Below are 14,438 nucleotides of genomic sequence, written 5' to 3' on the forward strand. Positions count from 1 at the left end.
GGGAGCCTCCCTCGCCCGCGTTCTCGTGCGCCCGTGTGGCGCGCGTGAGACAGAAATAGACTCCCGAACATGAAGCTCGAACTCCGCGGCATCACGAAGCGGTTCGGCCCCCTCGTCGCCAACGACCACATCTCGCTCACCGTCGAGCCGGGTGAGGTCCACTGCCTCCTCGGCGAGAACGGCGCCGGCAAGTCGACCCTGATGAACGTCCTCTACGGCCTGTACCAGGCGGAGGAGGGCGAGATCCTCCTCGACGACGTCGTCCAGGACTTCGACGGCCCCGGCGACGCCATGCGCGCCGGCATCGGCATGGTGCACCAGCACTTCATGCTCGTCCCCGTGTTCACCGTCGCCGAGAACGTCATGCTCGGTCAGGAGCAGACCACGTTCGGCGGTCGGCTCGACCTCGCCGGTGCGCGCAAGCGCGTGCGGGAGATCTCCGAGCGCTTCGGGTTCGACGTCGACCCGGACGCCAAGGTCGAGGACCTGCCCGTCGGCGTGCAGCAGCGCGTCGAGATCATCAAGGCGCTGTCCCGCGACGCGAAGGTCCTGGTGTTCGACGAGCCGACGGCCGTCCTCACCCCGCAGGAGACCGACGAGCTGATGGGCATCATGCGGCAGCTCCGCGAGGCGGGCACCGCGATCGTCTTCATCACCCACAAGCTCCGCGAGGTCCGCGCAGTCGCCGACCGCATCACCGTGATCCGGCTCGGCAAGGTCGTCGGCGAGGCATCGCCCACCGCGACGAACAACGAGCTCGCAGCGCTGATGGTCGGCCGCGCGGTCTCGCTCGTCGTCGACAAGACGCCTGCCACCGGGGGCGAGGACGCCCTCGTCGTCGACGGCTTGACCGTCACCGACCCGAACGGCATCGTGCTCGTCGACGACGTCTCGTTCAGCGTCCGCCGGGGCGAGATCCTCGCGATCGCCGGGGTCCAGGGCAACGGCCAGACCGAGCTCACCGAGGCGATCCTCGGCCTCGAGTCAGTGCACGGCGGGCGGGTCACGCTCGACGGTCGGGAACTCACCGGCCGCAGCGTCAAGCAGATCCTCGACGCGGGCGTGGGCTTCGTGCCCGAGGACCGCAAGGAGGACGGGCTCGTCGGCGAGTTCACCATCGCCGAGAACCTCATGCTCGACCGTGCCGACCACGCCGAGTTCGTCCGCGCCGGCACCATCCGCTCGGCGGAGCGCGACGCCTTCGCCGACGAGAAGATCGCCGAGTTCGACATCCGCACGCCCGGTCGCACCACCGCCGCGGGGCGCCTTTCCGGCGGCAACCAGCAGAAGATCGTCCTCGCCCGCGAACTCAGCCGCGACCTGCGGCTCTTCGTGGCGGCGCAGCCCACGCGCGGCATCGACGTCGGGTCGATCGAGTTCGTGCACAAGCGCATCGTCGCGACCCGCGACACCGGCGTCCCGGTCATCGTCGTCTCCACGGAGCTCGACGAGGTCGTGGCGCTCGCCGACCGGATCGCCGTGATGTACCGCGGCGGGATCGTCGGCATCGTCCCCGCGGACACCCCGCGCGACGTCCTCGGTCTCATGATGGCGGGCGAACTGCCCGAAGGAACGGAGCTGGCAGCGTGAGCACCCCCACGCCAGACAACACGCAGCCGGAGACGCAGCCCGAGTCCGGCGCCCCGCTGACGGACGACCGCCTGCAGGACGTCGAGTCCACCCCGCACCTCATGACGGACTCCGCCGAGGACACCGAGCGCCGCAACGGCGAGGACCGCTGGCACGCCGCCCTCCAGGGCATCCTGAACGGCTCCGCCCTCGTCACGGTGCTCGCCGTCGTCCTCGCGCTCGTCGCGTGCGGCATCCTCATCGCGATCACCGACGAGAACGTCCGCGCGGCCGCGGGCTACTTCTTCGCCCGCCCCGTCGACACGCTCCGGGCGATCGGCACCGCGGTCGGCGGCTCCTACGCCTCGCTGTTCGAGGGGTCCGTGGTCAACTTCGGCGCCTCGAGCTTCCAGCAGGCCATCGTGCCGCTCACCCGCTCGGTCGACTACGCGGTGCCGCTCGTCGCCGCGGGCCTCGGCGTCGCCCTGGCGTTCCGCGCCGGACTGTTCAACATCGGCGGCCAGGGGCAGATCCTGATGGGCGCCGCAGCCGCCGGCTGGGTCGGGTTCTCCTTCGACCTGCCCGCCGCGATCCACATCCCCCTCACCATCGTCGCCGGCATCGTCGGTGGCGCGGTCTGGGGCGGCATCGTCGGTGTGCTCAAGGCCCGCACCGGTGCGCACGAGGTGATCGTCACGATCATGCTCAACTACGTGGCGCTGTACCTGGTGAGCTACCTGCTGCGCACCCCGAAGCTGCTGCAGGCGCCGGGCAGCACGAACCCGATCTCACCCGCGACGAAGGACAGCGCGGTGCTCCCGTCGCTCTTCGGCGCGCGGTACGGCATCGACCTCGGATTCATCGTGGCGATCCTCGCGGTCGTCGTCGTGTGGTGGCTCGTCAACAAGTCGTCGCTCGGCTTCCGGTTCCGCACGATCGGTGAGAACCCCCGTGCGGCCCGGGTCGCCGGCATGAGCGTGCCCGCCCTCACCATCTGGGTGCTCGTCATCTCCGGTGCCCTCGTCGGCATCGCCGGTGCGTACCAGGTGCAGGGCGCGGTCACGACCGGGTTCACCTCGGGCATCGACGCCGGCATCGGCTTCGACGCGATCACCGTCGCACTCCTCGGACGCTCGAAGCCGTGGGGCGTGTTCTGGGCGGCGATCCTGTTCGGCGTGCTGAAGAACGGTGGCTACGCCATGCAGGCCGCGAACGGCATCCCGATCGACATCGTGGGCGTCATCCAGGCCCTCATCGTCCTCTTCATCGCGGCCCCGCCGCTCGTCCGCGCGATCTTCCGGATCCCGCAGCCGGGTGCACGTCGTCGCGTCACCACGAAGAACAGCAAGAAGGCGGTCGCCGCGTGAGCACCCTCAGCCCCACGGCGGCACCGGCGTCGCCCCTCGCCGACCGTCCGGTCGAGACCACCCGCAGCTGGAAGCTCCCGATCGGGTACGCCGTCTTCACGGCGCTCGCGCTCGTGTTCTTCGTCCTGCTCCACCGCACCGGCACGACGACGTTCCGCCTCGCCAACAGCGGCGACTTCTTCGCCCTGCCGGACGTCCCGCTGGCCGCCGGTGCGACCGGGTACGTGGTCGTCGTCCTCCTGGCGATCGCCACCGTGTACGCGTTCGTCGAGGTCCGGGCCTTCCGACGCGTCCCGCTCTGGGTCACGTCGGTCTTCGCGGTCGTGTTCGTCGTCGGCTTCCTGACCTGGGCAGCCGCCGGAGCCACCGTCCCGCTGCCCGGCCTGCTCGTCGGCGCCCTGGGCCTCAGCGTCCCGCTCGTGTTCGGTGCCCTCGGCGGCGTCATCTCGGAGCGCGTCGGTGTCGTGAACATCGCGATCGAGGGCCAGTTCCTCGCCGGCGCGTTCACCTCGGCGCTCATCGCGTCGCTGACCGGTTCGCCGTGGGTGGGACTCGTCGGTGCGCTCGTCGCCGGTGTCCTGGTGTCGTTCATCCTCGCGGCGTTCAGCATCAAGTACCTCGTCGACCAGGTCATCGTCGGTGTCGTCATCAACGCGTTCATCTCCGGCCTGACCGGCTTCCTGTACTCGCAGGTGCTCTCGCCGAACGAGACCACGCTCAACGTCGGCGTGCGCTTCCCGAAGATCGACATCCCGCTGCTCCACCAGATCCCGGTCATCGGTCCGGTGTTCTTCGAGCAGACGGTCGTCGTCTACCTGGCCTACATCGCCGTCGCGGTCGTCACGTTCGCGCTGTTCAAGACCCGCTGGGGCCTTCGCCTCCGCGCGGTCGGTGAGCACCCGCAGGCGGCCGACACGGTCGGCATCAACGTCACGAGCACGCGGTTCTGGAACGTCTCCCTCGCGGGGGCGATCGCGGGCCTCGGTGGCGCGTACTTCACCCTCGACGCGGTCGGACCGTTCACGAAGGACATGACCGCGGGCGCCGGCTACATCGCGCTGGCCGCCGTCATCTTCGGCCGGTGGGACCCGATCAAGGCCACGCTCGCGGCGCTGCTGTTCGGCTTCGCGTCGAACCTGCAGAACACGCTCGGCGCGATCAACTCGCCCGTCCCGAGCGAGTTCCTGCTGATGCTCCCGTACGTGGTGACGATCTTCGCGGTGGCCGGCCTGGTCGGGCAGTCGCGCGGTCCTGCCGCGTCCGGCAAGCCGTACATCAAGAGCTAGCCGGGAGGCGCGGCACATGACCCACACGAACGCCCAGGGTGACCAGGCGGTCACCGCCACCGCCCCTGCGGACGCCGCCCCGCGCCTCCAGTCTGACGTGGACTGGACCGCCCTGCGGACCGCAGCGACGGCCGCGATGCGGCACGCCTACGCGCCCTACTCGTCGTTCCCGGTGGGCGCCGCGGCGCTCACCGACGACGGCCGGATCGTCTCCGGCTGCAACGTCGAGAACGCGTCCTACGGCGTCACGCTCTGCGCGGAGTGCTCGCTCGTGTCGCAGCTGCACATGACCGGTGGCGGCAAGCTCGTCGCGTTCACGTGCGTCGACGGCGACGGCGCCACCCTGATGCCGTGCGGCCGCTGCCGTCAGCTGCTGTTCGAGCACTCGACCGAGGGCATGCTCCTCGAGACCGTGTCCGGCATCCGCACCATCGACGAGGTCCTGCCCGACGCGTTCGGACCCCGGACCCTCGCCACCTACCAGCAGGAGCACTGATCCCCATGGCCGTCGAGCCCTTCGACACCGTCGACCTCATCCGCACGAAGCGCTCCGGCGGGGCGATGAGCACCGCCGAGATCGACTGGCTGGTCGACGCGTACACGCGCGGCTACGTCGAGGACCCGCAGATGGCGGCCATGGCGATGGCGATCTTCCTGAACGGGATGGAACGCCGGGAGATCAAGGACCTCACGCTCGCGATGATCGCGTCGGGGGAGCGGATGTCGTTCGGGTCGCTCGGCAAGACGCCGGTGGACAAGCACTCCACCGGCGGGGTCGGCGACAAGATCACGCTGCCGCTGGCGCCGCTCGTGGCGTCGTTCGGCGTCGCGGTGCCGCAGCTGTCCGGCCGCGGGCTCGGCCACACGGGTGGCACGCTCGACAAGCTCGAGTCGATCCCCGGGTGGCAGGCTGCGCTGTCGAACTCGCGTCTCCTCGAGATCCTGTCGGACGTCGGTGCCGTGATCTGTGCCGCTGGCACGGGCCTGGCGCCCGCGGACAAGAAGCTGTACGCCCTGCGGGACATCACCGGCACCGTCGAGTGCATCCCGCTCATCGCGTCGAGCATCATGTCGAAGAAGATCGCCGAGGGCACCGGTGCGCTCGTGCTCGACGTGAAGTTCGGGTCCGGTGCGTTCATGCCGACGTACGAGGCGTCGCGCGAGCTGGCTCAGACGATGGTCGACCTCGGGAACGACGCCGGGGTGAAGACCTCGGCACTGCTGACCGACATGGAGGTCCCGCTCGGCCTGACGATCGGCAACGCGCTCGAGGTGCGGGAGTCGGTCGAGGTGCTGGAGGGCGGCGGACCCGCCGACGTCGTCGCGCTGACCGTGGCACTGGCCTCGGAGATGCTGACGCTCGCCGGGTTGCCGGACGCCGACCCGGCCGCGGCGTTGGCCGACGGCCGGGCGATGGACACCTGGCGTCGGATGATCTCGGCGCAGGGCGGCGATCCCTCGGCCGCGTTGCCGGTCGCTCGCGAGCAGCACGTCGTCACCGCGCCGTCGTCGGGCGTGCTCACGCAGCAGGACGCGCTGCCGTTCGGCGTCTCGGCCTGGCGCCTCGGTGCCGGTCGTGCGCGCGCGCAGGACCCGGTGCAGGCCGGCGCGGGCATCGAACTGCACGTCAAGCCGGGGGACACCGTGACCGAGGGACAGCCGCTCTGGACGCTGCACAGCGACGACGAGTCGCGGATCCCGCGGGCGCTGGAGTCGCTCGAGGGGGCGTGGGCGATCGGTACGTCGGCGGAGCCGCGCGGTCCGATCGTGCGGGAGCGCATCGCGGGCTGAAGCCCGTCGGCTGACCTGTGGGGAGCCTCCAGTCCGTTCGTCCGTCTGTTGTGCACAGGTGCCTGCGCTCGGTCGGTGACCACCGATAGCCTGGGGGCATGAGCGCCGACGCCCCGACCTACCGCCTGCCCGACGCCGGAGCGGTCATCAACGACCTGCCGAAGGTCTCGCTGCACGACCACCTCGACGGTGGTCTGCGTCCGGCGACGATCGTCGAGCTGGCGGAGTCGTCTGGTGTGTCGCTGCCGACCACCGACGCGGCCGAGCTGGGGCAGTGGTTCGCCGACCAGTCGAACTCCGGCTCGCTCGTCGAGTACCTCAAGACCTTCGACGTCACCACGTCGGTGATGCAGACCGCTCCGCAGCTGCACCGCGTCGCGAAGGAGTTCGTCGAGGACCTGGTCGCCGACGGCGTCGTCTACGGCGAGGTCCGCTGGGCACCCGAGCAGCACCTGCAGGGCGGCCTGACCCTCGACGAGACGGTCGACGCCGTCCAGGCCGGCATCGAGGAAGCGGTCGAGGCCGCTGGTGGCGGCATCCGCGTCGGTCAGCTCGTCACGGCGATGCGCCACGCCGATCGCTCGCTCGAGATCGCCGAGCTCGCCGTCCGGCACCGGGACGCCGGTGTCGTCGGCTTCGACATCGCCGGAGCCGAGGCCGGCTTCCCGCCGGCGAACCACCGCGCCGCGTTCGACTACCTCGCCTCCGAGCTCTTCCCCGTCACGGTGCACGCGGGCGAGGCGGACGGCCTCGCCTCGATCCGGTCCGCCCTCGTCGACGGCCGGGCCCTGCGCCTCGGCCACGGCGTCCGGATCTTCGAGGACGTCACGCTGTCCGACGCCGGTGACGGCTCGACGCTGGCCTCCCTCGGCGAGGTCGCGTCGTGGGTCCGCGACCGCGAGATCCCGCTCGAGGTCTCCCCGTCGTCGAACCTGCAGACCGGCGCGATCGCCGCGTGGGGCGACGACCTCGCCGACCACCCGTTCGACGTGCTCTACCAGCTGGGGTTCCGGGTGACGGTGAACACCGACAACCGCCTGATGAGCGGGACTTCGCTGTCGAAGGAGCTCGCGCTCCTGGCCGGCACGTTCGGCTACGACCTCGACGACCTCGCGGCGTTCCAGATCAACGCGGCCCTCGGCTCGTTCCTGCCACTCGAGGACCGCGAGGAGATCATCGCCACCATCACGGCCGGTCACCAGGAGGCCTGACGCATGCCACTGCCGCCGCTGCCTGACGAAGCCGTCGTGCTCGGGGCGACCGCGTCCTCGTGGCGCGACGCGCTCCGGCTGGCCGGCGGTGCGCTCGTGGCCTCGGGCGCCGCCACCGATCCGTACACCGACGCGATGATCGGGCTGGTCGAGGAACACGGCCCCTACATCGTGATCTCGCCCGGCCTGGCCTTCGCACACGCCCGTCCGGGGCCCGCCGTGCTCCGTGACGGGCTCTCGGTCGTGACGCTCGAGTCTCCGGTGACCTTCGGGCACCCGCACAACGACCCGGTCCGGGTCGTGCTCGGCCTCGCGGTCGCCGGGGTCGGGGCGCACCTCGAGTCCATCGGCGAGATCGCGAACCTGTTCAACGACGCCACCGTCACCGGGCGGCTCGCCGCGGCGGCCACGGCGGACGAGGTCCGTACGATCATGGGGGTCTCCGCGTGAAGATCGTGACCATCTGCGGCGCCGGGATCGGCTCGAGCGGGATCCTCAAGGTGAACGCCGAGAAGGCCCTCAGCGCGCTCGGCCTGCAGGCGTCCGTCGTCGCGGCGGACGTCGCTTCGGTGCGTGAAGTCTCGGACGACGCGAACGTCATCCTGACGAGCGCCGAGTTCGTCGAAGCGATCGGTGACACCTACGCCGAGGTCATCGTCATCCGGAACCACTTCGACCAGGGCGAGATCACGGCGGCCGTGGACCGGGCGCTCGGCGAGCACTGACCCGGGTTCCGACCCGTTCGCCGGGCTGTGTTCTGTCCCTTTAGAGTTGGGGCATGAGCACGGAGAACCCGCTGAACGACCCCGCCGCCGACCCGTTCGAGGTCGCGCGCGACGCCGCCGCAGTCATCGCTGCGAAGTCCGGGATCGAGCGGCACGACATCGCCCTGACCCTCGGTTCCGGTTGGGGCAAGGCCGCCGACCTCATCGGTGAGACCGTGTCGTCGATCGATGCCGCCGACGTCCCCGGTTTCAGCGCGTCCGCAGTGCCCGGGCACTCCGGCACCGTTCGCTCGATCCGCCTCGCCGACGGTCGGCACGCGCTCGTCATCGGTGCCCGCACGCACTACTACGAGGGCCACGGGGTCCGTCGCGTCGTGCACAGCGTCCGCACCGCCGCGGCCACGGGCGCCTCGATCATGGTGCTCACCAACGGTGCCGGCGGCATCAAGGAGCACTGGACGCCCGGCACGCCCGTGCTCATCAGCGACCACATCAACCTCACCGCGGACAGCCCGCTCGAGGGCGCGACGTTCGTCGACCTGACCGACCTCTACTCGGCGCGGCTGCGGGCGATCGCCCACACGATCGACCCGACGCTCGACGAGGGCGTCTACACGCAGTTCCGCGGGCCGCACTACGAGACCCCGGCCGAGGTGCAGATGGCGAAGACCATCGGCGGGCACATCGTCGGCATGTCGACGGCGCTCGAGGCCATCGCGGCACGGCAGGCGGGCATGGAGGTCCTCGGCTTCTCGCTCATCACGAACCTCGCCGCCGGCATCCAGAAGACGCCGCTGTCCCACGCCGAGGTGCTCGAAGCCGGCAAGCAGGCCGAGCCCGTCATCGCCGACCTGCTCGCCCGCGTGGTGGGCGCACTGTGAAGCTGGACCTGGCGGGGGTGCTCGCGGTCGCTCGCGCCTGGGCGTCACAGGATCCGGACGTCGCGACACAGCGCGAACTCGCCACTGCGATCGACGCGGCCGCGACTGGTGACGGGGCAGCCGTGCGCGAGCTCGCCGCCCGGTTCGACGGACGGCTGCAGTTCGGTACCGCCGGACTCCGCGCCGAGCTCGGGTACGGTCCGCTCCGGATGAACCGCGTCGTCGTCACCCAGGCTGCCGCCGGGCTCGCCCGGTTCCTCATCGACACCGGTCGTCGCCGCAGCGTGGTCATCGGCTACGACGGCCGGGTGAACTCCGACGTCTTCGCCCGCGACTCCGCCGAGGTGATGCGCGGACTCGGGCTCGACGTCACCCTGCTGCCGTCGGCGCTCCCCACCCCCGTCCTGGCGTTCGCCGTCCGGCACCTCGACGTCGGTGCCGGGGTCATGGTCACCGCGAGCCACAACCCGCCGCGGGACAACGGCTACAAGGTGTACCTCGGCGAGGCCGACGACGGTTCGCAGATCGTCCCACCGGTCGACGGCGCGATCGCCGCGGCGATCGACGACGTCGCCGCAGGCGACGTGCGCGATCTCGTTCGGGCGACCGACTACGCGGTGGCGGGTGACGCCCTGGTGCAGGCGTACGTCGACGCGACGGCCGCGACGGTGCCGGCACCGCGCCTCCCGGTCGACGCCCAGCCGAAGGTCGTCTACACGGCCATGCACGGCGTCGGGTGGGAGACCGCCCGTGCGGTGTTCGAGACTGCCGGGTTCGCCGTGCCGTCGACGGTGCCGGAGCAGATCGAGCCCGACGGGGCGTTCCCCACGGTGTCGTTCCCGAACCCCGAGGAACCGGGGGCGATGGACCTGTCGATCGCGCGCGGCGTCGCTGTCGGGGCGGACCTCGTGATCGCGAACGACCCGGACGCCGATCGTCTGGCGCTCGCCGTCCCGGACGGTTCCGGTTCCTTCCGCCGGCTCTCGGGCAACGAGGTCGGGTGGCTCCTCGGGTGGCGTGCTGCCGTCCAGGCGTCCGCCGCCGGTCGTTCGGGGACGCTCGCGGCGTCGATCGTGTCCTCGCCGGCGCTCGCACGCGTCGCGGCGCGGCACGGGCTGGAGTACCGCGACACCCTGACCGGGTTCAAGTGGGTCTCCCGTGTGCCCGAGCTGCTGTTCGGGTACGAGGAAGCGCTCGGCTACCTGGTCGACCCGGACGTGGTGCGCGACAAGGACGGCATCTCGGCGGCCTTGTCACTGCTGTCGCTCGCGTCCGACCTCGCTGCATCGGGTTCGACGATCGCCGACCACCTCGAGGCGTTCGCGGCGGAGTTCGGTGCGTTCGCCTCCGGCCAGGTCGCGACCCGCGTGGACGACCTCTCGCGCATCGGGACGATCATGCAGTCCCTCCGGTCGTCGCCGCCGGCGTCCCTCGGTGGTGTCGACGTCCTGACGACGACGGACTACCTCGACGGTGTGGAGGGCTTCCCGCCGTCCGACATCCTGCGCTACGACCTCGCCGGTGACGCCCGGGTGATCGTCCGCCCGAGCGGGACCGAGCCCAAGGTCAAGGTCTACATCGACACCGTGGCCTCCACCCCCACCGAGGCCCAGTCCCTCGTCGACACCTTGGCCGCCGCAGTCCGCCCCCTGGTCTCGTAGCCGCCGGTTCCTCTGCCGGCCGCTGCCGCTGCCGCTGCCGCTGCCGCTGCCGCCAAAACACCGGTGTTCGTCCAACGCACCCCAGCATGACGCGGTGCCACGCACGAACACCGGTGTTTTGCATGCCCGCGCCGCGCCAGGTCGGGTGCCGGGCGTCAGGAATCGGGGGACGACTCCTCCACAGCCGCTGATCGAGACCGAATCATCCACTCGCCTCCGCGACTGTTCCCAGCCGGAACAGGAGACTGCCATCGTGCAGTCATGGGACGTCTCGAGGTGTTCGGCGTCGCCGCCGGCGATCCAGATCCACGCGCGCAGCGTCGCTTGATCGACGCAGCTCGACGCGGTGAACTGTTGCGACTGACGCCGGGTCGGTACGTCGTGCGCGCAGTCTTCGCGACCGCGACGGAACACGAGCGGCACCGCGCCAGGATCGATGCGGTGATGCCCTGGACCAGCGGTGACCTCATCGTCTCGCACCACTCTGCCGTCGTGCTCCACGACCTGCCCTGGCTGGGGGAGACACCGGAACTCGTCGCTGTCCTCGACCCCAAGCGACGCAACGGACAGCGCCGTGCCCACCTGCAGAAGGTCGGCGCGGCGGAGCGCATCGTCGAGCCGGTACACATCGGCGGCTACGCCGTGACGCCCCTGACGGTCACAGCGGTCGACGTCGCACTCCGGGAACCGTTCCGTACTGCGATCGTCGTGTTGGACGCCGTCCTCGCACGAGGCGTGTCGAAGGACGAGCTCCTGGCCGAGCTCGCACGCCGCACGCCGCGGCCTCGCGCATCCAGCCGGGCACGGCGTGCGATCGAGTTCGCCGACGGACTCGCGGGTTCGCCGGGGGAGTCCGTCGCTCGCCTTCGATGGGCTGAGGAGGGTTTCCCGCCGCCTGCCCTGCAGCGCGAGTTCCGCGACGCCGAAGGACTCATCGGGCGGGTCGACTTCTGGTTCGCGGAGGCCGGAGTGGTGGTCGAGTTCGACGGCCTCGTGAAGTACCGCGACCGAGAAATGCGTGGTGGACGGACTCCGGAGCGCGTGGTCATGGACGAGAAGCTCCGGGAAGATCGACTCCGTGCGGTCCCCGAGATCCGAACGGTCGTCCGGGTCACCTGGCGCGACGTCGAACCGGGCGGCAGCGCGCCGGCTCGCCTCGAACGCGCCGGCATCGCTCGCCTGTCGTGACGCAAGACACCGGTGCTCGTACGCCGAACCCCGTCATACGGGGGTTCCTTGTACGAACACCGGTGTTTTGCGAACCCGCGGCGGGCCGCGGGCGCCGCGAGCGCCGCGCGCCCTACGCGAGCTCGAGCAGCACGTGGCCGGACGAGATCGTCTGGCCGACGGGGGCGTTCAGCCCGGTGACGACGCCGTCGCGCGGGGCAGCGACGGGCTGCTCCATCTTCATGGCCTCGAGCACGACGAGCAGGTCGCCCTTCACCACGGTGTCACCCTCGGCGACCGCGAGCTTCACCACGGTGGCCTGCATCGGGGACGTCACGGAGCCGGAGGACGCCAGCCCTCCGCGGACGCCGGAGGAACGACGCTTCGGCGGAGCGGACGGCCCGGCCGGACGACGACCGGCAGCACCGGCGCCACCGCCGACGATCGAGGGCATGGTGACCTCGATGCGCTTGCCCTGCACCTCGACCACGACGCTCTCGCGGGCGGCCGGCGCCGGGAGCTCCTCGGGGGAGCCGCTCCAGGCGGGGATGTCGTTTTGGAAGTCGGTCTCGATCCACTGCGTGTACACGCTGAACGGCGTCGAGTCGTCCGTGGCGAACGCCGGGTCGGACACGACCGCACGGTGGAACGGCAGCACGGTCGGCAGACCGGTCACCTCGAACTCGGCCAGCGCACGACGCGAACGTTCCAACGCCTCGGAGCGCGTCGCACCGGTCACGATGAGCTTCGCGAGCATCGAGTCGAACGAGCCGGACACCACGTCACCGGACACGACGCCCGAGTCGACGCGCACACCGGGGCCGGACGGCGCGTTGAACGCGTGCACGGGGCCGGGTGCCGGGAAGAAGTTGCGGCCCGGGTCCTCGCCGTTGATGCGGAACTCGAACGAGTGGCCCTTCGGCGACGGGTCGGAGTAGTCGAGCACGCCGCCCTCGGCGATGCGGAACTGCTCGCGGACGAGGTCGATGCCCGTCACCTCTTCGGAGACGCAGTGTTCGACCTGCAGGCGGGTGTTGACCTCGAGGAAGGAGACCGTGCCGTCGGCACCGATGAGGAACTCGCAGGTGCCGGCGCCGACGTAGCCGACCTCGCGGAGGATGGCCTTCGACGACTCGTACAGGCGCTCCGTCTGGTCAGCGGTCAGGTAGGGCGCAGGCGCCTCTTCCACGAGCTTCTGGTGGCGACGCTGCAGCGAGCAGTCGCGCGTGGAGACGACGACGACGTTGCCGTGCTCGTCGGCGAGGCACTGCGTCTCGACGTGGCGCGGCTTGTCGAGGTACTTCTCGACGAAGCACTCGCCGCGACCGAACGCCGCGATGGCTTCACGCGTGGCGGAATCGAACAGCTCCTCCACCGAGGAGCGGTCCCGCACGACCTTCAGCCCGCGGCCACCGCCGCCGAACGCTGCCTTGATGGCGACCGGCAGCCCGACCTGGTCGACGAAGTCGAAGACCTCGGACACGTCCTGCACGGGCTCGATCGTCCCCGGGGCGAGCGGTGCGCCGACCTTCTCGGCCACGTGCCGCGCGGACACCTTGTCGCCGAGCTGCTCGATCGACTCCGGCGACGGCCCGATCCAGGTCAGTCCGGCGTCGATGACGGCGCGGGCGAAGTCGGCGTTCTCGGCGAGGAACCCGTAGCCCGGGTGCACGGCGTCCGCGCCGGAGCGGCGGGCGACCGAGATGATCTTGTCGATGACGAGGTAGGTGTCGGCGCTCGTGGTGCCGTTCAGCGCGTAGGCCTCGTCTGCGAGGCGGGCGTGGAGGGCGTCACGGTCCTGGTCGGCGTAGACCGCGACCGATGCCTTGCCTGCGTCGCGGGCCGCGCGGATGATGCGGACGGCGATCTCGCCGCGGTTCGCGATGAGGACCTTGCTGATACGGGGCATGGTAAGCCAGCGTATTCGTGCGACGGGGGCACGAATTGACTGGCACCCACAAAGAACCTCGCCGAAGCAGTGTGGGTTCCTACAGAGCCCAGAGATCGTGCCAGGCGACGCCGAAGCCCCGCAGGAGCATCGAGCGCAGCACCGGCAGCGACAGCCCGACCACGGCGGAGGGTGCGCCGTCGATCCGGGTGATGTACGCGGCCGCTCGCCCGTCGATCGTGAACGCACCGGCGACCTCGAGCGGCTCGCCCGTCGCGACGTACGCGTCGATCTCCTCGGGGGACATGTCGTCCGCGAAGGTGAGCACCGCGCTGTCGACCGCGACGACACGGTCGCCGGAGGCGACGAGCCCCGACCCGCCGGGCGCGACGTCGGCGAACGACGCGGCCAGGCCCAGCGGCCCACCGCCCGACGCGTCCACGGTGCGGACGGGAGGCACGGTGCCGGCCCGCCCCGCGCCTCCAGGCTGCGAACCGGGCGCGTCCACTGCCCGCCGCCGGTCGATGACGCAGTGCCCGCTCCACAGCGTGCCGCCCCCGGCGGCGAGCATCTGCCGCCACCGCTCGCGCGCGACGGCCGGGTCGTGCGGCTTGCCGTACAGCGCGCCCTCGACCTCGAACGCGGAGTCGCCGCCGAACACGAAGCCGTCGACGGGGGAGCCGGCCACCGGGGCGTCCGCGACGGCCGACGCCTTGGCGACGGCGAGCAGCGCGACGAGCTCCGGACCGGTGAGTTCCCGACCGAGCGACGCGGCGGCCGAGGCGACCGCGGCGTCCTCGTCGACCCCCGGCGCGACGAGCACCGGCTCGATCCCGGTCTGGGCGAGCAGGGCGCGACGGGCGGGGGAGGTACTCGCGAGGTACAGACGCAT

General features: G+C 71.0%; 13 protein-coding genes. 11 read left to right on the forward strand and 2 right to left on the reverse strand.

What is annotated here, in order from left to right; all coding sequences use genetic code 11:
• Window positions 1–69 precede the first annotated feature (69 nt).
• The 11 genes from FS532_RS08065 to FS532_RS08115 all read left to right on the forward strand — a co-directional run bounded on the left by FS532_RS08065 (window position 70) and on the right by FS532_RS08115 (window position 11,679).
• Window positions 70–1,590 carry an ABC transporter ATP-binding protein gene (locus FS532_RS08065; RefSeq protein ID WP_144752332.1) on the forward strand — a complete coding sequence of 507 codons (1,521 nt, stop codon included), beginning with the start codon at window positions 70–72 and terminating at the stop codon, window positions 1,588–1,590.
• Complete coding sequence (locus tag FS532_RS08070; RefSeq protein ID WP_260852611.1) at window positions 1,587–2,936, forward strand: ABC transporter permease; 1,350 nt, start codon at window positions 1,587–1,589, stop codon at window positions 2,934–2,936. Before FS532_RS08065 ends, FS532_RS08070 begins: the two co-directional genes overlap by 4 nt.
• Window positions 2,933–4,222 carry an ABC transporter permease gene (locus FS532_RS08075; protein WP_144752335.1) on the forward strand — a complete coding sequence of 430 codons (1,290 nt, stop codon included), beginning with the start codon at window positions 2,933–2,935 and terminating at the stop codon, window positions 4,220–4,222. The genes FS532_RS08070 and FS532_RS08075 overlap by 4 nt, the downstream gene beginning before the upstream one ends.
• Window positions 4,223–4,238: 16 nt before the next feature.
• Window positions 4,239–4,718: a cytidine deaminase gene (locus tag FS532_RS08080; protein ID WP_144752338.1), complete on the forward strand. Its 480-nt coding sequence runs from the start codon at window positions 4,239–4,241 to the stop codon at window positions 4,716–4,718.
• Between the two features lie 5 nt (window positions 4,719–4,723).
• Window positions 4,724–6,013, forward strand: coding sequence for a thymidine phosphorylase (locus FS532_RS08085; protein WP_144752341.1), 1,290 nt, complete (start codon window positions 4,724–4,726; stop codon window positions 6,011–6,013).
• Between the two features lie 98 nt (window positions 6,014–6,111).
• Window positions 6,112–7,224, forward strand: coding sequence for an adenosine deaminase (locus FS532_RS08090; RefSeq protein WP_144752344.1), 1,113 nt, complete (start codon window positions 6,112–6,114; stop codon window positions 7,222–7,224).
• A 3-nt stretch (window positions 7,225–7,227) separates the two neighbouring features.
• Window positions 7,228–7,674 carry a PTS sugar transporter subunit IIA gene (locus FS532_RS08095; RefSeq protein ID WP_144752347.1) on the forward strand — a complete coding sequence of 149 codons (447 nt, stop codon included), beginning with the start codon at window positions 7,228–7,230 and terminating at the stop codon, window positions 7,672–7,674.
• Window positions 7,671–7,949 (forward strand): PTS sugar transporter subunit IIB, encoded by a 279-nt coding sequence (locus FS532_RS08100; protein ID WP_144752350.1) that lies wholly within the window; start codon window positions 7,671–7,673, stop codon window positions 7,947–7,949. The genes FS532_RS08095 and FS532_RS08100 overlap by 4 nt, the downstream gene beginning before the upstream one ends.
• A 53-nt stretch (window positions 7,950–8,002) precedes the next feature.
• Complete coding sequence (locus FS532_RS08105) at window positions 8,003–8,830, forward strand: purine-nucleoside phosphorylase (protein ID WP_144752353.1); 828 nt, start codon at window positions 8,003–8,005, stop codon at window positions 8,828–8,830.
• Window positions 8,827–10,491 (forward strand): phospho-sugar mutase, encoded by a 1,665-nt coding sequence (locus tag FS532_RS08110; RefSeq protein ID WP_144752356.1) that lies wholly within the window; start codon window positions 8,827–8,829, stop codon window positions 10,489–10,491. The genes FS532_RS08105 and FS532_RS08110 overlap by 4 nt, the downstream gene beginning before the upstream one ends.
• A gap of 261 nt (window positions 10,492–10,752) precedes the next feature.
• Window positions 10,753–11,679 (forward strand): hypothetical protein, encoded by a 927-nt coding sequence (locus FS532_RS08115; protein ID WP_144752358.1) that lies wholly within the window; start codon window positions 10,753–10,755, stop codon window positions 11,677–11,679.
• A gap of 112 nt (window positions 11,680–11,791) precedes the next feature.
• Here the strand turns inward: FS532_RS08115 and FS532_RS08120 are convergent, their stop codons facing one another.
• Together FS532_RS08120 and FS532_RS08125 are read right to left on the reverse strand one after the other, a co-directional pair.
• Window positions 11,792–13,567 carry an acetyl/propionyl/methylcrotonyl-CoA carboxylase subunit alpha gene (locus FS532_RS08120; RefSeq protein WP_144752361.1) on the reverse strand — a complete coding sequence of 592 codons (1,776 nt, stop codon included), beginning with the start codon at window positions 13,565–13,567 and terminating at the stop codon, window positions 11,792–11,794.
• Between the two features lie 79 nt (window positions 13,568–13,646).
• A complete protein-coding gene (locus FS532_RS08125) occupies window positions 13,647–14,438 on the reverse strand; it encodes a Maf family protein (protein ID WP_144752364.1) in 792 nt (263 codons plus the stop codon).

Source organism: Curtobacterium pusillum (assembly GCF_007673235.1).
GTDB lineage: Bacteria > Actinomycetota > Actinomycetes > Actinomycetales > Microbacteriaceae > Curtobacterium > Curtobacterium pusillum_C.